This window comes from Nonomuraea sp. KM90 (assembly GCF_052246675.1).
GTDB lineage: Bacteria > Actinomycetota > Actinomycetes > Streptosporangiales > Streptosporangiaceae > Nonomuraea.
Genome location: NZ_JBQQCB010000011.1, coordinates 115648 through 138678, shown reverse-complemented (window position 1 = coordinate 138678; position 23031 = coordinate 115648). Strand labels below are relative to the sequence as shown.

Below are 23031 nucleotides of genomic sequence, written 5' to 3'. Positions count from 1 at the left end.
ACGGCCTCACCGATGGGCACATACCCGTCATGGGGCAACCAATGCCATACCCAATCGAACCAATGCTTGCTGTACCTGGGGAACTACCCTCCGATCCCGACCGGTACGGCTTGGAGGTCAAGTGGGACGGCATCCGCGCGCTCATCCATGTTGACGGTGGGATGAGAGTGACGGGCAGACATGGGGTGGAGTACACCCGGCGATATCCAGAAATTTCGGCGTTCGGGGTCAAGAACGCGATCATCGACGGCGAGGTCGTGGCCCTCGACCCCCGCGGCCGCCCCAGCTTCGAACGGCTCCAACATCGCATGCACCTCACCGACCCCGAGCCGGTCATGCTGGAGCTCTACCCCATCACGTACATGCCGTTCGACCTGCTCTACCTCGACGGCACCCCGCTGTTCGACCTGTCCTACCGCGACCGCCGCGCGCTGCTCGACGAGCTGGACATCGGCGCGCCCCCGTACTTCCCCGGCGACTCCGGCCTGCTCGCCGCCACGTACGAGCAGGGCCTCGAAGGCGTGGTCGCCAAGCGCCTCGACTCCCCCTACCGGGCGGGCACGCGCTCCCCCTGGTGGATCAAGGTCAAGAACCTGACCGCCCGCGAGGTGGTGATCGGCGGCTGGAAGCCCGGCAAGGGGCGCCGGTCGGGCGGGGTCGGGTCGCTGGTCATGGGGGTGTTCACGGACGCGGGTCTGACGTACGTGGGCCATGTCGGCACCGGGTTCACCGACGCCGTGCTGGACGAGCTGTACCGGAAGCTGCTGCCCCTGGAGATCCCGCACAGCCCGTTCTCCAATCAGGTTCCGTGGCGTAATCGATGGGTTAGGCCTGATCTGGTCGGGGAGGTGGCCTACACGATGTGGACCGACGAGCAGCGGCTGCGGCACCCCGTGTGGCGCGGGCTGCGCCCCGACAAGCTCCCCGCGGAGGTGAGGCTATGAAGGTGCCGGTCAAGGTGGGCGGGCGCGAGCTGACGCTGAGCAACCTGGACAAGATCCTCTACCCCGACTACGGCTTCACCAAGGCCGAGGTCATCGACTACTACAGCCGCATCGCGCCCGTACTGCTGCCGCACCTCCAGGGCAGGCCCCTGACCGTCAAGCGTTACCCGAACGGCGTCACCGGCCAGTTCTTCTTCGAGAAGAACGCCCCCGAGCACACCCCCGGCTGGGTCAGGCGGGTGAACCTGCCCGCCCCCGGCAGCACCAAGAACCGCGAGACCATCGACTTCGCCGTGGTGGACGACCTGCCCACGCTCGTCTACTACGCCAACCTCGCCGCCCTGGAGCTGCACGTGCCCCAGTGGCGCGTGGACGCGGACGGCACGGCGCTGCCGCCCGACACGCTGGTGTTCGACCTCGACCCCGGGGCGCCCGCGACGATCGTCGAGTGCACGCGGGTGGCTCTCATGCTGCGCGAGGTGCTGAAGGCCGAGGGGCTCACCGCCGTGCCGAAGACCAGCGGCAACAAGGGCATGCAGCTGTACGCGGACTGGGACTGCCGCGAGGAGCCCTCCGCGTTCGCCAAGAGGCTGGCCCAGTTCCTGGAGAAGGAGCATCCCGGCGAGGTCGTCAGCGTCATGACGAAGAAGGCGCGGCCCGGCAAGGTGTTCATCGACTGGAGCCAGAACAACCCGGCCAAGACCACCGTCGCCCCCTACTCGCTGCGGGCCAGGGAGCAGCCGACCGTCTCGACACCGCTGACCTGGAAGGAGGTCGAGGGTTGCGAGCGGCCTGAGGACCTGGTCTTCACCGCGCCCGAAGTACTCGCCAGAGTGGAGAAGCGCGGCGACCTTTTCGGCCGGGCGTAGGCTGGACCCGTCCACACCGAGAGGGGGACCGAGATGTCGGAGATGGACATACGCGGGGACGAGAGCCCTTACCTCGAAGAGGAAGAGGGGGAGCTGTCGATCGAGACGCCCGAGGCCGACGCGGCCGAGCAGCACCGCGACATGCTCCAGAGCGTGGGCCGGCTGCGCCGCGAGCTGCCGCTGGACGTCGATCCCGCCGACGGGGCCGATCAGGACCGCGTGGTGGACCTCGACGATGACGACTACCGCTGAGCCCGGCCCGGCCGCGCCGACCTGAGCGCGTGACCCGAGCGAGGGGCCGAGCAAGTGGCCTGCGCGAGGGGCTCCCCCCGCTGACGGCCGTCGCCGAGCGGTGGCCTACCCGCACGTAGGATGTCCGCACAGCCCGCTGAGAGACCAAAATGGAGACCCGCGTGACCGCAACCCCGGATGCCAAGCCCCGGGGCACCCGGCTGCCCCGCCTGGCCCGCCGCCGGCAGCTTCTGAGCGCCGCGCAGGAAGTGTTCGTGGAGAACGGCTATCACGCGGCCGCCATGGACGAGATCGCCGAGCGGGCCGGGGTCAGCAAGCCGGTCCTCTACCAGCACTTCCCCGGCAAGCTGGAGCTCTATCTGGCGCTGCTCGACCTGCACGTCGACGACATGGTCAACCGCTGCCGGGAGGCGCTGGCCTCCACGCACGAGAACAAACTGCGCGTGCAGGCCACGTTCAGCGCGTTCTTCGACTTCGTCTCCACGCAGGGCGAGGCGTTCCGCCTGGTCTTCGAGTCCGACCTGCGTAACGTCGCACCGGTGCGGCAGCGGGTCGAGCGCTCGCTGCAGGAGTGCGCGGAGATGGTCAGCGAGCTCATCCAGGAGGACACCGGCTGCACCAGCGACGAGGCACACCTGCTGGGGGTCGGCCTGGTCGGCATGGCGGAGGTGAGCGCCCGCTACTGGGTGACCACCCACGGCTCCATCCCCAAGGACGCGGCCGAGCAGTTGATGGCGCGGCTGGCCTGGCGCGGCATCAGCGGATTTCCGCGTACGGCATAACCCGTTCGCTGGGCGCGATCATTCGCGTTTTCACGGGTACGAGCGACGACGATGGGATGGAGCCACCCCGTCGACAAGGGAGCCACCATGGAAGTCAAGATCGGCGTACGCTCCGTACACCGCGAGCTCGTTGTTGAGACCGACCTGAGCGCTGAGCAGGTCGAAGAGGAGATCAGAAACGCGTTGTCCGTCGATCGCGGCGGCGTGTTCGCGATCACGGACGCGAAGGGCAGGCGGGTCGTGGTGCCGGTGGCCGCGCTCGGGTTCATCGAGATCGGTGAGGACGAGTCCAGGCCGGTCGGATTCGGCGGCACGCTCTAAGGCTCACAAGCGGGGGGTACGGCTCAGTCGCCGTACCCTTCACGAGCGCTCCCCAGCACCCTTCACGAGCGCCCCGGCCTCCGGCGAGACGGGCTCAGCCCCGGGTCCGTGGCCCGCCGAGCCGGCACCCCCGAGGCTTTCGGCGCCGGGAGACGTGATGACGCCTCAGCTCGGTGGCCGGACAACCCGCGCTCTCCCTCCGCAACACGGCGCGCGAGGTCCAGCGATTCGGCCCACATCTCGTCAAGGAACTGCCGTAGCGGCGCGAGGCCCTCATGCCTCGCACGGTACAACCGTTTCGTGCCCTCGCGCCGCTCGATGACCAGACCCGCTTCTTCGAGCACCCACAGATGCCCGAAATGACGGACAACGGCCGGGGCTTCAGAGGCCCATCGCGGCCATGCGCTTGTTGTGGGCCTCGGTCAGCTTCGCGAAGAGCCGGGATATATCGGTCTGGCCCTCCCCCAGCGACTCCATGAGCAGCAGCGCCAGCTCGGGCCGCGCCGAGGCCACCTGCTGCCCCTGGCTGAGCGCCTCCCCCACCAGCCGCCGCGCCCAGAGCGCCAGCCGCCCGGCGGACGTCGGCTCCGCCTCGATCCCCGCCCTCACCCGGTCGACCGTGAACTGCGAGCGCTCCCCGTCCACCAGCACCTCGTCCACCAGCCGGGCGATCGAGGGATCGAGGTGCCTGGCCGCCTCCCGGTAGAAATCGAGCGCGATGCCGTCGCCCACATATGTCTTGACCAGCGCCTGCAGCCAGTCGGCCGGCCTCGTCTGCGCGTGCCAGGCGTCCAGGGCGCCCACGAACGGCGACATCGCCGCGTCCGGATCGGCCCCCAGCTCGGTCAGCCGGTCGCGCAGGAGACGGAAGTGGGCGTACTCGGTCACGGCCAGCTCGCTCAGCGCCGCCCGGTCGGCCAGCGAGGGCGCCAGAGTGGCGGCGTCCTCGGTCATGCGCGCGTAGGCGCTAAGCTCGGCATAGGCCAGCACACCCAGCAGGTCGACGACTCCAGGAGACTCCTTCATGGAAGGCAGCGTACTTCGGAGAATCTTCGGGAACATAAGCAAGCTCGGTCAGCGTTGTGGTATCGAGTACACTGCTCTGTGAAAGTGCGACCGCACTGTGTTAATTCGGGGGATTCCCCCGATTACCCCCCGATTCCCCGGGTGCGCGGTCGCTGATGACGCGAGAGGGCTGGCTCTACCGCGAGGACCCACGACACGGGGCCGTTTTCGGCCCGTCGGTCCCGGCAGGCCCGCCTTCATTTGAGACTGAGGCAGGCCACGCTGACGACTTTCCGAGACCTCGGAGTCACACCAGAGATCGCCGATGCCCTCGAGACCGAGGGTATCGTCACACCGTTCCCCATCCAGGAGATGGCGCTCCCGCTCGCCCTGACCGGCCAGGACCTGATCGGCCAGGCACGCACGGGCACGGGAAAAACCTACGCGTTCGGCATCGCGATGCTCCAGAGCATCGGCAAGCCGCGCAAGAATCGCAAGAAGCCCCGCGGGCTGGTCGTCGTACCGACCCGTGAGCTGGCCACGCAGGTCAGCGAGGACCTCGTGACCGCGGCCGGCAAGCTCGGTTCCCGGGTCCTGACCGTCTACGGCGGTCGCGCGTACGAGCCGCAGATCGAGGCGCTCAAGGCCGGGGTCGACGTCATCGTCGGCACCCCCGGCCGCCTGCTCGACCTGGTCAAGCAGAAGCACCTCGACCTGAGCCAGGTCACCTCCCTCGTCCTCGACGAGGCCGACCGCATGCTCGACCTGGGCTTCCTGCCTGACATCGAGCGGATCTTCAAGCTGATCCCCGCGGAGCGGCAGACGATGCTCTTCTCGGCGACCATGCCGGGCGAGATCGTCGCGCTGTCGCGCAAATACCTCAACCGCCCGACGCACGTACGCGCCGAGCACGAGACCGGCGAGAACGAGACCACGCCGCAGGTGCGCCAGATCGTGTGGCGCACGCACCGCATGGACAAGATCGAGATCCTCGGCCGGCTGCTGCAGGCCGACGGCCGCGGTCTGACCATGGTCTTCTGCGAGACCAAGCGGGCCTGCGACATGGTCGCCGAGCAGCTCGACACGCGTGGTTTCGCGGTCGCGGCCGTCCACGGCGACCTCGGCCAGGGCCAGCGCGAGCAGGCGCTGCGCGCGTTCCGCAACGGCAAGATCGATGTGCTGGTGGCCACCGACGTGGCGGCCCGCGGCATCGACATCGACGACGTCACCCACGTGGTCAACTACGACTGCCCCACCGACGACAAGACCTACGTGCACCGCATCGGCCGCACCGGCCGGGCCGGGCGCACGGGCATCGCGGTCACGTTCGTGGAGTGGGAGGAGCTGACCCGCTGGAAGATGATCAACCAGATGCTCGGGATGGACTTCGCCGAGCCCATGGAGTCCTACTCCACCTCGCCGCACGTCTACTCCGAGCTCGCGATCCCCGAGGGCACCAAGGGAGTCCTGCCGCACGCCAGTCGTTCGCGTGCGGGGCTGTCCGCGGAGCGCATCGAGGATCTCGGGGAGACCGGCCGGACCCGCACACGTGGCGGGCGACGCCGTGACGAGCGTGACGAGCGCGAGGAGCGCCCTGCCCGTACGTCTCGCCAGCGCCGCCGCACCCGCGGCGGGAGAGAGCTGACCGAGACCGCACCCGTCGAGAGGCCGGAGGTCGAACTCGTGGATGCCAAGACGGAGGAGACTCCAGCCATCTTCACAACGGACGAGATCCAGGCGGCCACCGAGCCCAAGCGTGCCCGTGCGCGCAGGGGCGCGGCCTCCACGGCCATCGAGCAGGCTCTCGCCGACGCCCCCGAGGCGCCGGTGAAGCGGGTCCGCTCGCGCCGGGCCGCCGCCGAGGCGCCCGACGAGGTGGCGCCGGCCAACGGCACGCGCTCGCGCGGTCCCGCCGCCGAGGCCCCCGCCCAGGAGGCCGAGGAGGCGGCGCCGGTCAGGCGCGCCCGCACCCGCCGCACCGCCGCCGTATCGGAGCCCGTCGAATCGATCGAGTCGGTCGAGCCGATCCAGCCGGCCGCGATGGTCGAGAAGGTCACGGAGCCGCCGGCGGCGCCGGTGGCCGAGCGCCGGACCGCACCGGCGGCCGAGCGGCAGACCGCACCGGTCGCCGAGAGCCGGCCCGAGCCGGTCGCACGGCCGGAGCCGGAGCTCGAGCCGAGCTTCCTGTCGACGCCGCCTCCGCCGGTCCGCCGGGAGCCGGAGCGGATCATCCCGCCCAGCCCGTTCGCGGTGATCTTCCAGTCACCCGACCTGGCCACGGACGACGACGACATCGCGCCGTCGGCCGCGACCGAGCGGAAGCAGCAGCGCCGCCAGCCCCGTGGTGGTGGCGGCCCCAACCGCCGCCGCACGAGCTGACCACCGCTCAGGCACGTCACGAGAGGCGCGCACCCAGCCGGGGTGCGCGCCTCCCGCGCTTTCAGGGCAGCGCTTTCAGGGCGGCGCTTTCACGGCAGGGCGCGGCGCATGATCGGCCGGGTGGGCGAGCGGCGCGCCACCTCCTCGAACCCCGCCTCCTCGAAGAGCGAGCGCCACCCGTGGTACAGCTCCCCGGCGGGCAGCCGCTTCTCCGTGTCCTTCGGATACCCCTCCACCACCCGGGCCCCCTGCTCCGCCGCGTACGACACGGCCCCCTCCAGCAGGGCCTCGGCCACGCCCCGCCCGCGACCGCCCCGGGCCACGTAGAAGCACGTCACCGACCACACCCCGCCCTCACCGGGGTCGGCGGGCCTGGTGACGGACGACCGGAGGAGCCGTACGTGCTCCTCACGCGGCGCCACGGCGCACCACCCCACAGGAGTGCCCTCCAGGTACGCCAGCACCCCAGGCGCCCGCTCAGAGCCTTCCACGAGGTCCTGGAGGCGGTCCCTGCGCGCGCCGGCGGGCATCGCGCCGAACTCCGCCCCGGCGACCCGGAACCACATGCACCAGCACCCGGAATAGGCCCCGTTGGGCCCGAAGACCGTCCGCACGTCGTCCCACGAGGTGGCGGGCCGGATCTCAAGATCGCGCATACCTCACAACTCCTCAGAACTCGCACCAGCGTAATGGCCATGCCGGTGTCGAGGCGCTGACCTCTGGGTATTGTTGCCCCACGTGAGTACGCCGCGATTCCTCGACCTGCCTCCAGGCGTTGCACCACAGAAGATCGAGACGCCACAGGGCACGTTCGCGGCCCTGGAGGCGGTTCCGGTCAGTGGTGTGGTGGAGCGCTGGCCGGCGCTCCTGGTCCCCGGCCTGACGGGCAGCAAGGAGGACTTCATCGCGGTCCTGATGACCCTGGCCCAGTCGGGCCGCCGGGTCGTGGCCATCGACCTGCGCGGCCAGTTCGAGACCCCCGGCCCCGACGATCCGGGCGCCTACACGTGCGCCGCCCTGGGCGCCGACGTCGACGTCCTCGCCCAGGTCATCGGCGCCGGCGACCCCGTCCACCTGGTGGGCCACTCCTTCGGCGGGCTGGTGGCCAGGGAGGCCGTCATCGACGGGCGCACGAAGTTCGCGTCGTTCACGCTCATGGGCTCCGGGCCGGCCGCGATCGAGGGCCGGCGGGCCGGCAACGGCCGGAAGATCATGGAAGAGGTGCCCGTGCTCGGCCTGGAGCACGTGTGGCACAGCAGGTTCGAGCCGGAGGCGCTGGCCGGCGACGTGCCCGACGAGATCCTGCGGTTCCTGCACAAGCGCCTGCTGGCCAACTCCCCGACCGGCCTGTCCTGCATGGCCGAGCAGGTCCTCACCATGCACGACCGCACCGACGAGCTGCGCGAGATCGAGGTGCCCACGCTCGTGCTGTACGGCGAGCACGACGACGGCTGGCCGCCCGAGGCGCAGTCGGAGATGGCCGCCAGGCTCGGGGCCGAGTGCGTGGTCGTGCCGGGCGCGGTGCACTCCCCCGCCGTCGAGGCGCCGGAGACGACGGCGGCGGCGCTCGTCCGGTTCTGGAACGCGGCCGAGAGGCATTATTTGGACACGCGGTCCAATGCCATGTAATCCTTCACTTACTATGACGAGGCTCGAAGACATCGTCGTCCAGCCGCCGCAGAGCGCGACCTGGCAGGTGCACATCGACCGCTCGATGTGGATCGGCGGCGTGCGCGGTCTCATGCTGCAGGCGTTGCACCCGCTGGCCATGCTGGGCGTCTGGCAGAACTCCAACTTCCAGGAGGACCCGTTCGGGCGGCTGCGCCGCACGGCCGACTTCGTGGGGCGGGTGACGTTCGGCAGCCCTCAGGAGGCCGACGAGATCGGCAGGCGCGTGCGGGGCATCCACAGGGCGCTGCGCGTCCACGAGCCCGGCAGCGGGCGGACCCATCGGGTGGACGACCCGGAGCTGCTGCTGTGGGTGCACTGCGCGGAGGTGTCGTCGTACCTGGAGGTGGCCAGGCGCGGCGGGCTGGCGCTCAGCGAGCGCCAGGCCGACCGCTACCTCCACGAGCAGCGCAAGAGCGCCGCCTACGTCGGCCTGCACGCCGACGACGTGCCGGGCACGTGCGCGGAGATGGACGCCTACTTCAAGCAGGTGCGCCCCGCCCTGCGCGTGACGCCGGAGGCGGCCTCGACCGTGCGGTTCCTGCTGTGGCCCAGGCTGCCGCGGGAGCTGCGGATGTTGTCGCCCGGCAAGCCCGCCTACTTCCCCTTCGGCGCGCTCTGCTACTACACGCTGCCCGACTGGGCCAGGCGCATGTACGGCGCGCTGCCCGAGGTCCCCCGGGCGACGGTCACGGCCGCGCTGAGGGCGTTCCGGCTGAGCATGAACGCGCTGCCCGAGCCCGTGCACGACCGCGCCTTCATGCCGGCCACCAGGGACATGCTGCACGCCTCCAGGGAGCGGCTGCGCGCGGCGGGCTACGACGTCGACAGGGGGCTCAAGGGCCTGACCGACCCCCGTCGCTGGCCGAAGGCCGCCTGACGGGCAGCAGCACCGCCCCCGCCAGCACGACCGCCGACGCCCCCGCCATCGCCCAGCCGCCGCCTCCCAGGCCGGCCCGGTCGAACAGCACCCCGAGCAGGGCGGAGGCGGTGGCCGCGCCGACATACCTGGACGCCTGGAAGACCCCCACGGCCGCTCCCGTGTCACGCCGGTCGGCGTGCACGAAGACCAGCGAGTTCAGCGCGAACTGGCCCAGCGCCGCCGCCACCCCCAGCACCGCCCCGGCCACCAGCACCGGCCCCACCGAGTCCGCCGCCGCCAGCACGCAGGAGCCGCCGAGCAGCAGCGCCGCGCCGGCCACCAGCACCGTGCGCATCCCGGCCCGCGCGGCCAGCCACACCGCCACGGGCGTCATCACGATCCCCAGCCCGGCCAGCGGCAGCACGAGCAGCCCCGCGAGGTGGGCGGGCACGCCGGCCGTGCTCTGGGCCCACAGCGGGACCGCGAAGAAGGCGACGTAGAAGGCCACGTTGGTGAGCGCGAACTGGCCACAGGTGGCCAGCAGGCCGGGGCTCAGCCGGGGCAGCAGCGTCGCCTCGCGGGCTCCGTCCACGCGTACCCGGGGCAGCCACCGCAGGGCCGCGACCAGCGCGACCACCGCGAGCGGCACGTTGACCAGGAAGATCGCCCGCCATCCCCACAACGAGATCAGGACCCCGCCGAGCACCGGACCGGTGGCGGCGCTGGCGGTGAGGACCATCGAGATCGTCGCGATCACCCGCGGCGGCGGCCGGCCGTCGTCGCCCGGCATCGCGGCCTGGATGATCGACATCCCCGCGGGCATCGTCGCGCAACTCCCGAACGCCTGCAGCAGCCGCGCCCCCAGCAGCACCGGGAACGACGGCGCCAGCGCGGCCAGCACGCCGGTGACCGCCATCGTCACCAGCCCGCAGCAGAACACCAGCCGCGGCCCGAACCGGTCCCCCAGCGTGCCCATCAGCGGCGGCGCCAGGATCCCGACCAGGTAGAAGCCGGCGGCCAGCCAGGTGACGGCCGCGATGCCGACGTGGAACTCGGCCTCGACATGAATGAGCGCGACGGCGATCATCGACGAGTTCAGCGGGTTGAACAGCGTGCCCAGCGCCACTGCCGCCGGTAATCGCCCTTCGCGTCTCACATGGCGTCCTTTATTCGGCCAGGCCGTCCCAAGGTTGGCGGTCGGGCCCCGCGGCCCGCCCCTGAGGGCAGTGGCGGCGGAAGTCGCACCAGGAGCAGATGGGGCCGGGGCTGGGCGCGAACAGCTCGTCGATCTCGTCCGGCACCGACGCGGGCCCGACCGGCTGCCGGTCCCCGGCGGGGCGGCGCTGCCCGGAAGGCGACACGACCTCCCGGTAGCGGTCGTCGGCCGCCGCGGCCTCCGCGGCCAGCTCCTCGGCGCGGCCGAGGTGGCGGGCCAGGGACTCGTCGGTGTGCCGCCACTCGACGATCTCGCCGGTGGGCAGGTGGTGGAGCTCGACCGTGTGGCACGGCGTGCGCATCATCGTCGAGGCTGCGACCGCGTAGATGGCCAGGGCGAGCGAGGATCGGGCGTCGTCCTGGGTGAGCGGGCGGCGGCCGGTCTTGTAGTCGACCACGACCAGCTCGTCACCGCGCCGGTCGAGCCGGTCGATGCGGCCGGACACGGCGATGGCCTTGGTCCGCGTGGCGACCGTGCGCTCGACGCCGACCGGGTCGTCGGACGGATCTAAGGTCGCGACATATCCGGACACGAGGTCGCGGGCGCGGCCCAGCCAGCGCCCCGACTGCTCCTCGTCCCTGAACCCCTCGGTGATCCACCCGTTCGTGACCAGGATGGCCGCCGTCAGCGGGGTCCGCCGCTCGTACGGCTCCCGCCACCAGCCCGCCAGCGCGTTGTGCACGCTCGCCCCGACGCTGTTGTGCGCCCAGGCGGGCCCCTTGGACGGCTGCGGCCGGTCCAGATAGGTGAACCGGTAGCGGCGGCGGCAGTCGAGCCAGGTGTTCAACCGCGACGGCGTGCACGAATAGAGCCGCCGCGGCATCCCCTCCAGCGGCAGCTGCCCCTGCACGCCGCTCATCCGGCGTGCCCGGTCGCCAGGCGCCGCACCCTACTCGTCGCCCGGGCCGAGCTTGATCCCGGAGATCCTGGTGCCGTCGGTCAGCGGGCCGTCGTCCTCGCCTTCGGTTTCGACGCGGGTCAGGGAGCCCGACACCCAGTCGTCGAAGTGCGGCTCGAGGTCGCCGATCGTGACCTCGTCGCCGTGGGTGGCCAGCACCCGCGTGTCGCCGGGCAGCGTGAACAGCCGCCCGCCGATCGAGGTGAGCTGGTCGGCCAGGGCCGGGTATTCGCCGCCGATCTTGCCGGGGCCGTCGGCCTGCAGGGCCTTGCCGCTGAAGACCGCTCCGAGCGCCTCGCAGTAGAGCGACACGCCGCCGGGCGTGACGCCGGGCGTCTCCATGACATCGAGCTGGACGTCGGCCACACCGAAGATGCCGTCGTCCTCCATGTCGATGTCGGGCCAGGTCTCCCGCCAGGTCTCCCGCCACAGGGGCTTGTCCTTGGGGTGCAGGGCGACCACGGCCTCGTCGCGGCTGGCCACCTCGATGGCCGCCCCGACGTGGTCGGGCAGGCCCGCCGTGCAGATGACGGCCAGCACCTCCCGCTCGCCCACCTGCTCAAGGATCTTCTCGGCGTCACGCGCCGCGTCGATGACGATCACTTCGTCGTCGTCACCCACGATCCAGGTGTTGTTCTCGACCTTGTGCTCGGTGCCGTCGATGTCGACGACTCCCTCGGTCACCACTCGCTCGATACGCGCTGTCACGCCTCCGAACTCTAGCCCGTCTGCATGACAGCGCGAATCGCGTACGCGCGTGCTAATCCTCAAGTCTGGGTGAGAACGCCCCGAACGGCACATCCAGGTCATGATCGCGGGCGTCGAGCAGCGACAGCTCGGCGAGCGCGATCACGCAACCCGCGTCGGCCGGCCAGGCGATCGCCCACAGCCAGTTGCCCAGCGCCTCGCCCGCGTAGACGGCGCGGTCGTCCTCGCCGTCCACGCACCACAGGGCGGTGGGATGGCCGAGGACCGTGATCTTGGCGTTCGGCGGTCCCGCGTCGAACCCCTCTCCGGGGTCGGGCCCGTCGAGCCCCGCGAACGCCGCGCCGAGCCCGATTCCCGGCTCCTCGGCGATGATGATCAGATCGGCCGGTCCTTCCATCAGCGACGGCCCGGTCAGCGCGACCAGGCTCGCTCGGGCGCCGGTGCGCTGGTCGCCCACCTCGCCGAAGCCGGTCACCAGCCAGCCGGCGGGCAACGGCCACGGCAGCCACACGGGCACGACGGAGGACTTGCGTATCGCCTCTAGCGCGGTGCTGGTCGGCGGCCACGGAGGCTGATACGGCAGGACATCACCGTGCGCATCACATCGAAACGCACTCGACCAGGCGCTCGGCCCGTGAAGCGGGCCAAAACACCGTGGGCAGGTTGGAGCCGCTCTCACAACTACCCACGTTGCTTTCTCCGGCACGGCCACGTCAAGACCGCTACCCGTTATCCCGTCGTAATCTTGGTCATGTGCGCGTAAATTGTGTCGGCGCGATCATTTTCGACGCCTCTGACCGGCTCCTTCTCATCAAGCGCGGCCACCCGCCGGGCATGGGGCTGTGGTCCGTCCCCGGGGGGCGGCTGGAGCCTGGGGAGACCGACGAGGCCGGCGTGTGCCGTGAGGTGCTGGAGGAGACGGGGCTGGAGGTCGAGGTGGGCCGCCTGGCGGGCACGGTGGACCGGCCGGGGCCGGGCGGGGTCACGTACGTGATCCGCGACTACCTCGCCACCGTGTCGGGAGGGGTGCCCGCCGCCGGGGACGACGCCGCCGACGTGCGCTGGTGCGACCGCGCCGACCTGGTACGGCTGCCGCTGTCCGAGGGCCTCCTGGAGTCGCTGACGGCGTGGGGCGTGCTCCCGCCGAGCTGAGCCGGGAGCTCGGCCCACCTATCGGTTGGACGTCAGGCTGGAGGTCCACAGGATCAGGTGGTCGGCGCTGTACGTCGTGGACCGGCCGAGCGCCACGACCTCCGACCCCGCCACGGCCACCGCCGACAACCACTGCGTCCCCTGGCCCGCCAGGCGGTCCTGGGTGAGCCCGATGCGGTTCCACGACAGCCCGTCCTGCGAGGTCCAGGCCGCGCTGTCGCCCTCGCCGGGCACGCCGTGCCAGCCGACGGCAACGAGGCCCTCCTCCGCCGCCGCCAGGTCGTACACCGCGGCCGCCCGGTCCGCCGGGAGCCAGGCCGTCTGCCAGGTCCGGCCCTCGTCGTCGGAGACGGCGGCGAACGCGTGCCGCGTCCCTCCCGTCAGGGCCGTGCCGATGGCCACCAGCTTGCCCTGGTAGGTGGTGACCCGGCGGAGCCCGGCCGACGTCGCGCCCGGAGGGGACACGCGGTCGCGCGCGCTCCAGTTCACGCCGTCCTCCGAGTGCCAGACCACGGTGGTCTCCTGGTCGGCGTTCCCGGAGCCGCCCACCGCCACGTACCCGTCGCCGGTGGCGATGGCGTCGTGGACGCGCACGCCCGAGCCGCCATGCGGCAGCTTCTTCGACCGGGTGTACTTGCGCATGTCGGGGGTGAACCACATGGCGGCGCCGAGGGTGCCCGACTGGTCCTTGGTCTCGCCCGCCACCACATAGCCCTCCTTGCCGACCGTCACCACGTGGGCCCGCAGGTAGGGCTGGTCGGGCCGGCGAGCCAGGTCGCCGGTGGCGTTCACCTTCCTCCAGCTCTCGCCGTCCTCGGAGGTGACGAGGAGGGGGTCGGCGACGGCGACGTTCGTCTCGGTGCCACCGACCGCCAGCCAGCCGCGGCCGCCGTGCGCCACGTCCTCCAGCGTCTGCCTGCCGGTGCCGCCCAGGCTCATGGACTTCCAGCTCTGCCAGTTCTTGATCGTCCACAGGCCGGCGTCGCCCGAGGCCGAGCCGACGGCGACGTACCGGCCGCCGGCGCCGGCCAGCGCGTTCGTCTCGCGGGCGATCCTGGTCAGGCCCTCGACCTCGCCGAGCGGCACCCGGGAGACGGAGCCGCGCGGGGGCGCGGTCATGAGCACGAGCTGGTTGTCGACGTCGGAGGCCGCCTGGTCGCCGCCGGCGAACAGGGTGCCGCCGGAGATCGTGAAGCCGCGCAGGGTCGCCCCCCGCAGGTCCCCGAGGTCGGTCCGCTTGGCCCAGTCACTCCCGTTCGCGGTGGTCAGGACCGCGTACTTGCCGATCACGGACTGCGCGATCGCCGCGACGCCCGTCGGGTAGGAGATCAGCGACTCCACGCCGGGGCTCTCGGGGCCGAGGCCGCCGATGGAGCCGCACTGCGACCACTGCGCCCCTGTCGGGGAGCAGTAGACGCGTACGTCGCCCTCGACCGTCCGCCGCCGCGTCGGCACCAGCACGAAGCGCTTGGGCAGCACGGCGACCATCCCGGCACGCGGGGCGAGCGCCTCGGGGAGCTGGAAGCCGGTCGCCTGCCAGTTGCGCCCGCCGTCGGCCGAGCGCAGCACCCGCGATCCCTCGCCGTCCGCGGGTACTCCGATGGCCACGACCGTGTCGCCCTTGGCCACCACGGCCTTGATCTCCCGGACTCCCAGCTCCCTCGTCTCGATTCGCTCCCAGGTGGCGCCGTCGCCGGAGCGCCAGGCCGCGGGGCCGGAGCCGCCGTCGGCGCCCGTCGCACGTCCCACGGCGACGAACCCGGAGCCCGTCCTGGCGATGTCGTCGATGTGGTCACCCGCCCTGAAGGCGGACCCGGACTCCTCGACGGCCGTCCAGCTGAACCCGTCGGTGCTGGTCCACAGGCCGCGCTCGCCGGAGACGTCGTCGCCGCCGCTGGCCAGCCAGCGGCCGTTCCCGCCGACCACGCGCCGGACCGTGGGGGTGGAGGCCCGGTTCACCTGGCCGAGCTGCCAGTTCTTGCCCCCGTCGGGGGAGAACAGGAAGAGCGGGCGCGGGGTCGGGCTGGTCGTGTCGCTGCCGACCGCGACCACCGCGCGGCCCACCGAGGTCATGTCGTTGAGCTTCTGGTTGGCGCCGACGCCCGCGGCGGGGACGGTGAACAGCTCGTCCCCCGACCGGCCGGTGCCCGCCGCCAGGCTCAGGCCCGGGGCCTCGTCGTCGCTCCACTGCCACACGAGCACGCCGGTGGCCACCAGGACGGCCGCGGCCACGGTCAGGACGACCGGGACGGCCCTGCTGCCCCGGTGGACGGGGCTGGACCGGCGTACGGCGGCGGGGGCCGGGCCCCTGTGGTGGCGGCCGCTCGACCCCTGGGGGCGCGGCGGGCCGGTCGCGACGAGCAGGTCGGGCCGGGTGGGACGGCCCGCCGGGGGCCGCCCGACGCGCCGCACCTCCGGCTCGTCCGCCGTCTCCTCCTGCCCGGAGGGCTCCTGGTCGATGTCCTGGGAGGCGGCCACGTGGGGCTCAGGCGCCTCGGAGACCGGCTCGGGAACGGGTTCGGTGCCGGGCCCGGGGGTGGGCTCGGGGGCGGGCCCAGGGATGGTCTCGGAGGCGGGCGGCTCCGAGGTGGGGTCCGCGGAGAGGGGCGCGCCGGCGACGAGCTTGTCGGGCCGGTTGACGATGCGCCTAGGCCGGCGGCGCGGCTCCACCTCGGGCTCGGCCGTCGGTGAGCTGTACGGCCGGCGCCCCTTGGGCCACTCCTGCGGCTCCTCCTCGGGTACGGGCGCGGCGAACGGCGGCATCCCCCAAGGTGAGGTCAGCGGTAAGCCTCTGGCCCGATCATCGGTGGGACCGGGCGGCGAATGGCTGATCCTGGGCTCTTCGGAAGGATGTGGTTCTGAAGCGCCCTCGGAACGCGGGTCGTCGTCTTCCGGCGGTCGCCGTGGCGGTTCGCTGGGGCCGGAGGCCACGCGCCGTACCTCCTAGTCAAACGAGTCGTACAGGTAGATCTCGGCCGGGTCGCGGACCGTTCCAGGAGGGTCCGGGAGGGACCCGCGCCGGCCGACAGCATCCAGACCAGCATGACTCAGCCGGAATAGCGAGACCTCTCTAGCGAGATTCCCGGCACCTCTCGCCTGATTTATTCCGAAATAGTGCTAATCGCCCGCTTTTTGGCTAGATACATCACACCAAACGCATACACCCCGAGCTGCACCACGGTTCCCGTCAACGCCTGCCAGGGCACCGGCACCTTTCCCTGATCCAGCGCGTCGTCGAGGTTCCCGGCGGCGGAGCTCACCCCGAAGGCCACCACGTTGTTGATCACGTGCAGGGCGATCGGGGCCTCCAGGCCACCCGTACGCACCGCCAGCCAGGCCATGACGGCCCCGAACGCGAACACGTCCAGCAGCCCCGCCCAGGAATAGCCGTGCAACGACGCGAACAGCGCGGACCCGATGACGATGGCCCAGACGGGATTGCGCACGTGCGCCCCGACGGCCTGCATGAACCAGCCGCGGAAGACGTACTCCTCCGCCGCCGCCTGGAACGGCACCAGCACCACGATCACGATGAGCAGCGGCAGGAACACCTGCCACCCGGCCCACCCAAACATGTCGGCGTCCAGGCCCGAGACGCTCAGCGCCACCCACTGCGCGCCCTGGCCGAGCGCCAGCGCCAGCACCGCGACCCCCACGCACCGCATCATCCAGGACCAGCGCAACCTGCCCGCCACGGACGAGAGCGTCCCGGGCCGGCGCCGCTGGACGAACGCCGCCGTGCCGAGCACGAGCAGGAGCACGGGCGCGATCGACAGCAGGGTCATGGCCAGCCCGAGAGGCGTGCCCTCCGGCATCCCGGACGCGTCGACCGGCGAGGGGAGGCCCAGGATCCCGGCCAGCACCACGAACGCGACGACGACCACGACGCCGATCATGACGAACCCGGCGCCGACGACGAGCGTACCCACTATCGCGCGCCACGGACGGGCCGCGGCGTTCCTGGCGAGGTGGTCGAAACGAGCCCCACGAGGAGCCGGCAGGAACCAGGACGGCGGCTGCCCGTACGGATGAGCGGGCACCTGGGTGCCGTACGGCGGATATTGAGGCCCTGGATTCTCCTGCATCTCTCCATTCTGTCCGCTTGGTGCGCATTAGTTCACAGACGGCCCGCCGTTTTAGGCGGATGCTCGGAGGCGTAAGCATTTCGACCCTGGGAGCAGTCCATGTCAAGGCTGGGACCTTTCATCACCCTCGCGGCGGGAGCAGTGCTCGCCGTGGGGCTGGGTGTCGCCAGCATCACCGCGACACCGGCGGCCGAGAACCCGGCCGCCAACACCGCCGCGGAGGCGCCGTCGGTGGAGGAGGGCACCACCGAGCAGAACTCCGCGGCACCGTCCCCCTCACCGACGCGTACGGAGGCGCAGAAGATCGCCAAGGCCGACTACGGCGGCCGGGTGAAGGGCAACGGCGCTCTCATCGCGATCTCGATCAGGAACGGCAAGGCGGTCGGCTACTTCTGCGACGGCAGGACCGAGGCCTGGTTCAAGGGCGACGAGGCGGCGGGCACGCTGCAACTGAAGGGCGTGGCCAACGCCGGCTCCAAGATCTCGGCCGCACTCGGCGGCGGCCAGGCCAAGGGCTCGGTGTCCGTCGGCGGCAAGAAGTGGAGCTTCGTCGCGCCCACGGTGGTCAAGCCGTCGGGCCTGTACCGGGCCACCGCCGTGGTCAGGGGCGCCAAGCTGCGCGCCGGCTGGATCATGATCAAGAACCCGAACGGCGGCTACTACCAGGTCGGCGCCGCCTTCGCCGGAGAGGAGCAGCTCGACATCCCGCGGCTCGACAGCGAGCAGCCGACCGCACCAGTGACTGTCGACGACACCACGGTCTACCCCGAGGACGTCGACGGCTTCATCGAGGAGATGCAATGACCGCCGTCCACCAGCAACCCTCCCGCAGCCTGACCCCGTTACTGGTGCCGCTGCTGGCAGGCGGCCTCGTGGTGCTCGCGCTCGGCGTGTACGGGCGGGCCCACACGCCGACCGGATTCGCGGTCGGCGTGGCCGGCTTCTCCGCGGCGCTGCCGATGAAGGTGTGGCTGACGACGGGCGCGTTCGTGCTGGCGATCGTGCAGGTCGTCTCGGCCCTGTCGATGTGGGGCAAGCTCGGGGTCACCATCCCGCCGGCGGTGCACCGCTGGTCGGGCCGGCTGGCGTTCCTGCTCACGATCCCGGTCGCCTTCCACTGCCTGTACGCCCTCGGCCTGCAGTACGACGTGCCCCGCGTGCTCGCGCACTCGCTGCTCGGCTGCTTCTTCTACGGCGTGTTCACCGCGAAGCTGCTGTCGCTGCCCAAGCGCAACACGCCCGGCTGGACGCTGCCCGTGCTCGGCGGGCTCGCGTTCACGGCGCTGGTGGGCCTCTGGCTGACCTCGTCGTTCTGGTTCTTCACCGCCGTCGGGTTCAAGGTGTGAAGCTCGTCGTCCGGGTGAGCCCGGCCGCCCGCCCCTTGGCGGCCACGACGAGCGCCATCTTGCGCGAGGCCTCGTCGATCATCTCGTCACCCAGCATGACCGCGCCGCGCTTCTCCACGGAGGTGTAGTACTCGTACGCCTCCAGGATGAGCTCGGCGTGGTCATAGTCCTCCTGCTCCGGCGAGAACACCTCGTTGGCCGCGTCCACCTGCCCGGGATGGAGCACCCACTTTCCGTCGAACCCCAGCGCCGCCGCCCTGCGCGCGACCCGGCGGAAGCCTTCGACGTCCTTGATCTGCAGGTAGGGCCCGTCGATCACCTGCAGGTCGTGCATCCGCGCGGCCATGAGCAGGCGCATGAGGATGTAGTGGTAGGCGTCGCCCTCGACGTAGCCGGGCGGCTGCTCCCCGACGACGAGCGTACGCATGTTGACCGAGGCCATGAAGTCGGCCGGGCCGAAGACGAGCGTCTCCAGCCGCTCGGAGGAGCCGGCGATGGCGTCGGCGTTCACCAGGCCGCGCGCGTTCTCGATCTGCGCCTCGATGCCGATGCGGCCCACTTCGTAGCCCATGGTCTTCTCGATCTGGGTGAGCAGGGTGTCCAGCCAGACGACCTCGGTGGGGTCCTGCACCTTGGGCAGCATGACGCAGTCGAGGAACTCCCCCGCCCCTTCGACGACCTCGATCACGTCCCGGTAGGTCCACTGCGTCGTCAGGTCGTTCACCCTGACCACGCGCGTCTTGCCGGACCAGTCGCCCTCCCGCAGCGCGGCGACGATGTTGGCCCGCGCCTCCTCCTTGGCCAGCGGCGCGACGGAGTCCTCCAGATCGAGGAAGACCTCGTCGACGGGCAGGGTCTGGGCCTTCTCCAGGAACCGCGGGTTGCTGCCCGGCACGGCGAGCACAGAACGTCGTGAGCGCATGCGCACACGCTACTCGGCGATCATCCGGGTGAAGTCGCCCGCTCCTCTAACGGGCCCGGGAGCCCGACGGTTACAGTCGGATCCGTGAGCGACAACACCGCGGCCGTCGAGGAGGGCGCCAAGAAGTCCGGCATCCTCTGGCTCACCCTCGACCGCCCCCGCCTGGCCTGGCACGCCTGGCACGACGGCGCCATCTACCTGGTGACGGGGGGCGAGGAGCAGCAGTTGCCGGGGCTCGACGCCCTCGACCGCGTCCACGTCACGCTCCGCAGCAAGGACAACGGCGCGCGGCTGGTGGAGTTCGAGGCCGCGGTCGCGGCCGTCGACCAGGCCGCGGCGGCCGACGTCGTGGCGGTGCTGGCCAAGGAACGGCTCAACGCCCGCGACAGCGAGCACCTGCCCGAGCGCTGGGCCCGCGAGTCCACCGTCTGGCGCCTCACCCCCGAGCGCTGACCGCCTCCAGGTCCGGCACGGGCTCCGGCTGAGAGGCCGAGGTGGCGGTCTGGGCGAGCAGCGCGCCGGAGAGCACGATCAGGCCGCCCACGATCTGGAACGCGCCGAGCGTCTCGCCGACCAGGGCCCAGGCCACGATGGCGCCGCCGATGACCTCCAGGGACGCGACGGTGGCGCCCACCGCGGCCGACAGCCGCCGCACGGCGTTGACGCCCAGGATGTACGCGATCACAGTGGCGATCAGCACCATCCACAGGTACGCGGCCAGCACCGGCAGCGTCACCCCGCCCTCCGGGGCGGCCGAGACCGTGAAGGCGCTCCACGGGATGTCCCACGGGCGGGAGAACGGGATCAGCACGACCGCCGCGCCGGTCATCCCCCAGGCGATCAGGCCCAGCGGGTCCACGTCGTCGCCGAAGCTATCGTTCATCAGGAAATATCCGGCGCAGCACGCCCCGGCCAGCAGGCCGAGCAGCAGGCCCAGCGCGTCCAGGCGCAGCCCCTGCCACGCCTCCACGACGATCGCCAGGCCCACGACGGCGACGACCGCGCCGACGTACGCGGCCCGTGCCAGCCGGAGCTTGCGGACGAACCGCACCCAGGCCACCACCATCACCGGCGCCATGAACTCCAGCAGCAACGCGACCCCCACCGGCAGCCGCGTGATCGCCACGAAGTACAGTGCCTGCACGCCGGCCACCGCCATGACCGCGTACAGCGCGAAGAACGGCAGCCTGGCACTGGGGATCCGCAGCGCCCGCGGCCGCACCACGGCCAGCACCGCCACCAGCAGCAGGCCCGCCCCCGCCATCCGGGTCCACACCGCCTCCATAGGCGCCAGCCCGGCGGCTATGAGGTATTTCGCCATGGGTCCCGAGAACGCGAAACAGACCGAGGACACGAACGCGAGCGCGAGTCCCGCATACCTCACCGCACACCCCCGCCAAGTAATTACCGTTAAGCAGGTTTGATACTGACATGTCCGGCGTTCCTGGCGCAATGGGGCAGCACTGTTAGCCTGGCCACGTGCAGATCTTCGTGGCCCGGTTGGCGGGGACACCGGTCTTCGACCCGGCCGGCGACCAGATCGGCCGCGTCAGGGACGTCGTGGTGGGGCTGCGCATCGGCGGCCGGCCCAACGTCCACGGTTTCGTCGTGGAGGTGCAACCGCGCCGCCGCGTCTTCCTGCCCATCACCCGCGTACGCCGCATCGAGGCCGGGTCCGTGGTCTTCACCGGGCGGCTCAACATGCGCAGGTTCGAGCAGCGCGGCACCGAGACGCTGGTCATCGGCGAGATGCTCGACCTCACCGTGAGCCTCGGCGACGAGCCCATGACCGTCTACGACGTGGCCATGGCGGAGATCAAGCCGTCCACCTGGGAGATCACCAAGGTCGCCGTCTACAAGGGCCGGCGGCGCGAGCCGCGGACCGTCGACTGGGGCGAGGTGTCGGGCTTCGACAAGCTGCAGAAGGACCAGGGGGCGGCCGGGCTGATCGCCGCGTTCGAGTCGCTGCGGGCCGCCGACATGGCCAGCGCGCTGCACGACCTGCCCAGCAAGCGGCGGGTCGAGATCGCCCGCGCGCTGAACGACACCCGGCTGGCCGACGTGCTGGAGGAGCTGCCGCCCGACGACCAGATCGGGATCCTCGGCACGCTGGAGCCCGAGCGCGCGGCCGACGTGCTGGAGGAGATGGGCCCCGACGACGCCGCCGACCTGCTGAACGACCTGCCGGAGGAGAAGGCGGCCGAGTTGCTGGCGCTGATGGAGCCCGGTGAGGCCGAGCCGGTGCGGCGGCTGCTGACATACCCGGAGACCAGCGCGGGCGGCGTGATGACCAGCGAGCCGGTGATCCTGCCGCCCAGCGCCACGGTGGCGGAGGCGCTGGCGCACATCAGGCAGGGAGACCTGACGCCCGCCGTGGCCGCCCAGGTCTACGTCACCAGGCCGCCGACGGAGACGCCGACGGGCACGTACCTGGGGGTCTCGCACTTCCAGCGGCTGCTGCGCGAGCCGCCGTCCACGCTGCTCGGCGGCGTGATCGACCCGTCGATCGACCCGATCAGGCCGGACTTCACGCTGCGCGAGGTCACCTACTACCTGGCCAACTACAACCTCGTCGCCGCCCCCGTCGTCGACGAGCTGGGCCGGCTCGTCGGCGCCGTGACGGTGGACGACGTGCTGGACCACATGCTGCCCGAGGACTGGCGCGAGAGGGCCGACCGTGACGTCTGACCGACTCGACCAACCGCGGGCCCTGCGCCGCTCGCTGCGCCCGCACTACGACCCGGAGGCGTTCGGCCGCCTCTCCGAGCAGATCGCCCGCTTCCTCGGCACCGCCCGGTTCATCGTCTACATGACCGTGTTCGTGGCGGTCTGGGGCATCTGGAACGTGTTCGCGCCCGCCAACCTCAAGTTCGACCCCTACCCGTTCATCTTCCTCACGCTGATGCTGTCCCTGCAGGCCAGCTACGCCGCGCCGCTGATCCTGCTGGCCCAGAACCGGCAGGACGACCGCGACCGCATCCAGTACGAGCAGGACCGCGAGACCGCCGAGCGCAACCAGGCCGAGATCGAATATCTGACGCGCGAGATCGCGGGCCTGCGCCTGGTGCTGAACGAGGTCGCCACCCGCGACTACCTGCGCTCGGAGCTGGGCAAGCTGCTGGAGGAGCTCAGGAACACCCCTGAGGAGCGCCGGTGAGGTCGAGCCTGGCGAGCATCGCCCGCACCTGGGCGATCTCCCCCGACCCCAGCAGGTCGAGGAACTGGGTCCTGATGCCGCGCAGGTAGGTCGGCGTCGCCTCGGCCAGCCGCGCCGCCCCGCGATCGCTCAGCACCGCGTAGAGCCCGCGGGCGTCGTCGGCGCAGGCCTCCCGCGTGACCAGCCCATCTCGCTGCAGCCGGTCGATGAGCCTGGTCAGGCCGCTGCGGGAGAGCAGCACGCGAGCGGCGAGGTCGTTCATGCGCAGCCGCCGCTCCGGGGCCTCCGCGAGCTGCATGAGCACCTCGTACGAGGCCAGCGGCAGCTCGTGGGCGACGAGCAGCTCCGCCTCCAGGTGGCGGGTGATGCGCACCTGTGCACGCTGCAACATGCGCCAAACCGTCAGTTCCTCTACGGTCAGGCCCTCGTCGCCCAGAAGAGTCACGGAGTAACCTTAGACGTTGT

25 protein-coding genes are annotated in these 23031 nt (G+C 71.4%); 14 read left to right on the top strand and 11 right to left on the bottom strand.

All coding sequences use genetic code 11. The features are described 5' to 3' along the window. Nucleotides 1-29: 29 nt before the first annotated feature. The 5 genes from ligD (ACTWPW_RS15440) (at nt 30) to ACTWPW_RS15420 (ending at nt 3168) form a co-directional block, all read left to right on the top strand. Entirely contained in the window at nt 30-944 is a 915-nt protein-coding gene (gene ligD / locus ACTWPW_RS15440; protein WP_443169079.1) for a non-homologous end-joining DNA ligase, read from the top strand. Continuing rightward, nucleotides 941-1813, top strand: coding sequence for a non-homologous end-joining DNA ligase (gene ligD / locus ACTWPW_RS15435; protein ID WP_443169078.1), 873 nt, complete (start codon nt 941-943; stop codon nt 1811-1813). The genes ligD (ACTWPW_RS15440) and ligD (ACTWPW_RS15435) overlap by 4 nt, the downstream gene beginning before the upstream one ends. 42 nt (nt 1814-1855) lie before the next feature. After that, nucleotides 1856-2065 carry a hypothetical protein gene (locus tag ACTWPW_RS15430; RefSeq protein ID WP_375113447.1) on the top strand — a complete coding sequence of 70 codons (210 nt, stop codon included), beginning with the start codon at nt 1856-1858 and terminating at the stop codon, nt 2063-2065. A gap of 161 nt (nt 2066-2226) precedes the next feature. Continuing rightward, nucleotides 2227-2847, top strand: a complete 621-nt coding sequence (locus tag ACTWPW_RS15425) for a TetR/AcrR family transcriptional regulator (RefSeq protein WP_364138324.1) — start codon at nt 2227-2229, stop codon at nt 2845-2847. An 87-nt stretch (nt 2848-2934) separates the two neighbouring features. Continuing rightward, the gene (locus tag ACTWPW_RS15420) at nt 2935-3168 is read left to right on the top strand and encodes a DUF3107 domain-containing protein (protein WP_375113446.1); all 234 of its coding nucleotides are present in this window, start codon (nt 2935-2937) and stop codon (nt 3166-3168) included. Between the two features lie 381 nt (nt 3169-3549). On the opposite strand, the gene ACTWPW_RS15415 is transcribed toward ACTWPW_RS15420, so the two are convergent. Next, nucleotides 3550-4194 carry a ferritin-like fold-containing protein gene (locus tag ACTWPW_RS15415; protein ID WP_364138330.1) on the bottom strand — a complete coding sequence of 215 codons (645 nt, stop codon included), beginning with the start codon at nt 4192-4194 and terminating at the stop codon, nt 3550-3552. Between the two features lie 351 nt (nt 4195-4545). On the opposite strand from ACTWPW_RS15415, the gene ACTWPW_RS15410 reads away from it, so the two are divergent. Beyond that, nucleotides 4546-6552: a DEAD/DEAH box helicase gene (locus ACTWPW_RS15410; RefSeq protein WP_443169077.1), complete on the top strand. Its 2007-nt coding sequence runs from the start codon at nt 4546-4548 to the stop codon at nt 6550-6552. A gap of 89 nt (nt 6553-6641) precedes the next feature. Here the strand turns inward: ACTWPW_RS15410 and ACTWPW_RS15405 are convergent, their stop codons facing one another. Then, nucleotides 6642-7208 (bottom strand): GNAT family N-acetyltransferase, encoded by a 567-nt coding sequence (locus ACTWPW_RS15405; RefSeq protein ID WP_375113444.1) that lies wholly within the window; start codon nt 7206-7208, stop codon nt 6642-6644. A gap of 82 nt (nt 7209-7290) precedes the next feature. On the opposite strand from ACTWPW_RS15405, the gene ACTWPW_RS15400 reads away from it, so the two are divergent. Together ACTWPW_RS15400 and ACTWPW_RS15395 are read left to right on the top strand one after the other, a co-directional pair. Next, on the top strand, nt 7291-8181 hold the full coding sequence (locus ACTWPW_RS15400) for an alpha/beta fold hydrolase (RefSeq protein ID WP_364118675.1): 891 nt from the start codon (nt 7291-7293) through the stop codon (nt 8179-8181). A 13-nt stretch (nt 8182-8194) separates the two neighbouring features. Next, the gene (locus tag ACTWPW_RS15395) at nt 8195-9100 is read left to right on the top strand and encodes an oxygenase MpaB family protein (protein WP_375113443.1); all 906 of its coding nucleotides are present in this window, start codon (nt 8195-8197) and stop codon (nt 9098-9100) included. Here the strand turns inward: ACTWPW_RS15395 and ACTWPW_RS15390 are convergent. From ACTWPW_RS15390 to ACTWPW_RS15375, 4 genes are read right to left on the bottom strand one after another with little or no spacing between them, the layout of a single operon-like run. Beyond that, the gene (locus ACTWPW_RS15390) at nt 9057-10238 is read right to left on the bottom strand and encodes an MFS transporter (RefSeq protein WP_443169076.1); all 1182 of its coding nucleotides are present in this window, start codon (nt 10236-10238) and stop codon (nt 9057-9059) included. The two genes, ACTWPW_RS15395 and ACTWPW_RS15390, sit on opposite strands and share 44 nt — an antisense overlap. A 10-nt stretch (nt 10239-10248) precedes the next feature. Next, nucleotides 10249-11157 carry a RecB family exonuclease gene (locus tag ACTWPW_RS15385; protein ID WP_375113441.1) on the bottom strand — a complete coding sequence of 303 codons (909 nt, stop codon included), beginning with the start codon at nt 11155-11157 and terminating at the stop codon, nt 10249-10251. 30 nt (nt 11158-11187) lie between these two features. Next, nucleotides 11188-11904, bottom strand: a complete 717-nt coding sequence (locus tag ACTWPW_RS15380) for an MBL fold metallo-hydrolase (RefSeq protein ID WP_375113440.1) — start codon at nt 11902-11904, stop codon at nt 11188-11190. A 52-nt stretch (nt 11905-11956) separates the two neighbouring features. After that, on the bottom strand, nt 11957-12583 hold the full coding sequence (locus ACTWPW_RS15375; protein WP_375113510.1) for a DUF6758 family protein: 627 nt from the start codon (nt 12581-12583) through the stop codon (nt 11957-11959). A 74-nt stretch (nt 12584-12657) separates the two neighbouring features. On the opposite strand from ACTWPW_RS15375, the gene ACTWPW_RS15370 reads away from it, so the two are divergent. Continuing rightward, a complete protein-coding gene (locus tag ACTWPW_RS15370) occupies nt 12658-13056 on the top strand; it encodes an NUDIX hydrolase (RefSeq protein ID WP_443169075.1) in 399 nt (132 codons plus the stop codon). Between the two features lie 18 nt (nt 13057-13074). Here ACTWPW_RS15370 and ACTWPW_RS15365 read toward each other — a convergent pair whose 3' ends face one another. Together ACTWPW_RS15365 and ACTWPW_RS15360 are read right to left on the bottom strand one after the other, a co-directional pair. Beyond that, entirely contained in the window at nt 13075-15819 is a 2745-nt protein-coding gene (locus ACTWPW_RS15365) for a hypothetical protein (protein WP_443169074.1), read from the bottom strand. 338 nt (nt 15820-16157) lie between these two features. Continuing rightward, nucleotides 16158-17141, bottom strand: coding sequence for a lysostaphin resistance A-like protein (locus ACTWPW_RS15360; RefSeq protein ID WP_443169073.1), 984 nt, complete (start codon nt 17139-17141; stop codon nt 16158-16160). Nucleotides 17142-17240: 99 nt separating this feature from the next. On the opposite strand from ACTWPW_RS15360, the gene ACTWPW_RS15355 reads away from it, so the two are divergent. Next, nucleotides 17241-17945: a hypothetical protein gene (locus tag ACTWPW_RS15355; RefSeq protein ID WP_375113436.1), complete on the top strand. Its 705-nt coding sequence runs from the start codon at nt 17241-17243 to the stop codon at nt 17943-17945. Then, a complete protein-coding gene (locus ACTWPW_RS15350; protein WP_364118695.1) occupies nt 17942-18487 on the top strand; it encodes a DUF6529 family protein in 546 nt (181 codons plus the stop codon). The genes ACTWPW_RS15355 and ACTWPW_RS15350 overlap by 4 nt, the downstream gene beginning before the upstream one ends. Here the strand turns inward: ACTWPW_RS15350 and ACTWPW_RS15345 are convergent. Beyond that, the gene (locus ACTWPW_RS15345) at nt 18477-19409 is read right to left on the bottom strand and encodes an HpcH/HpaI aldolase/citrate lyase family protein (protein WP_375113435.1); all 933 of its coding nucleotides are present in this window, start codon (nt 19407-19409) and stop codon (nt 18477-18479) included. The two genes, ACTWPW_RS15350 and ACTWPW_RS15345, sit on opposite strands and share 11 nt — an antisense overlap. Before the next feature lie 84 nt (nt 19410-19493). On the opposite strand from ACTWPW_RS15345, the gene ACTWPW_RS15340 reads away from it, so the two are divergent. Then, a complete protein-coding gene (locus tag ACTWPW_RS15340; RefSeq protein ID WP_364118699.1) occupies nt 19494-19862 on the top strand; it encodes a hypothetical protein in 369 nt (122 codons plus the stop codon). Here the strand turns inward: ACTWPW_RS15340 and ACTWPW_RS15335 are convergent. Further along, entirely contained in the window at nt 19846-20793 is a 948-nt protein-coding gene (locus ACTWPW_RS15335) for an EamA family transporter (RefSeq protein ID WP_375113434.1), read from the bottom strand. The two genes, ACTWPW_RS15340 and ACTWPW_RS15335, sit on opposite strands and share 17 nt — an antisense overlap. A 95-nt stretch (nt 20794-20888) precedes the next feature. Here ACTWPW_RS15335 and ACTWPW_RS15330 point away from each other — a divergent pair, with 95 nt between their 5' ends. Both ACTWPW_RS15330 and ACTWPW_RS15325 read left to right on the top strand, forming a co-directional pair. After that, on the top strand, nt 20889-22097 hold the full coding sequence (locus ACTWPW_RS15330) for a magnesium transporter MgtE N-terminal domain-containing protein (protein ID WP_375113433.1): 1209 nt from the start codon (nt 20889-20891) through the stop codon (nt 22095-22097). Continuing rightward, nucleotides 22087-22566, top strand: coding sequence for a DUF1003 domain-containing protein (locus ACTWPW_RS15325; RefSeq protein ID WP_364118705.1), 480 nt, complete (start codon nt 22087-22089; stop codon nt 22564-22566). The genes ACTWPW_RS15330 and ACTWPW_RS15325 overlap by 11 nt, the downstream gene beginning before the upstream one ends. Here ACTWPW_RS15325 and ACTWPW_RS15320 read toward each other — a convergent pair. Beyond that, on the bottom strand, nt 22538-22957 hold the full coding sequence (locus ACTWPW_RS15320) for a MarR family winged helix-turn-helix transcriptional regulator (protein ID WP_443169072.1): 420 nt from the start codon (nt 22955-22957) through the stop codon (nt 22538-22540). The genes ACTWPW_RS15325 and ACTWPW_RS15320 overlap by 29 nt on opposite strands. Nucleotides 22958-23031 lie beyond the last annotated feature (74 nt).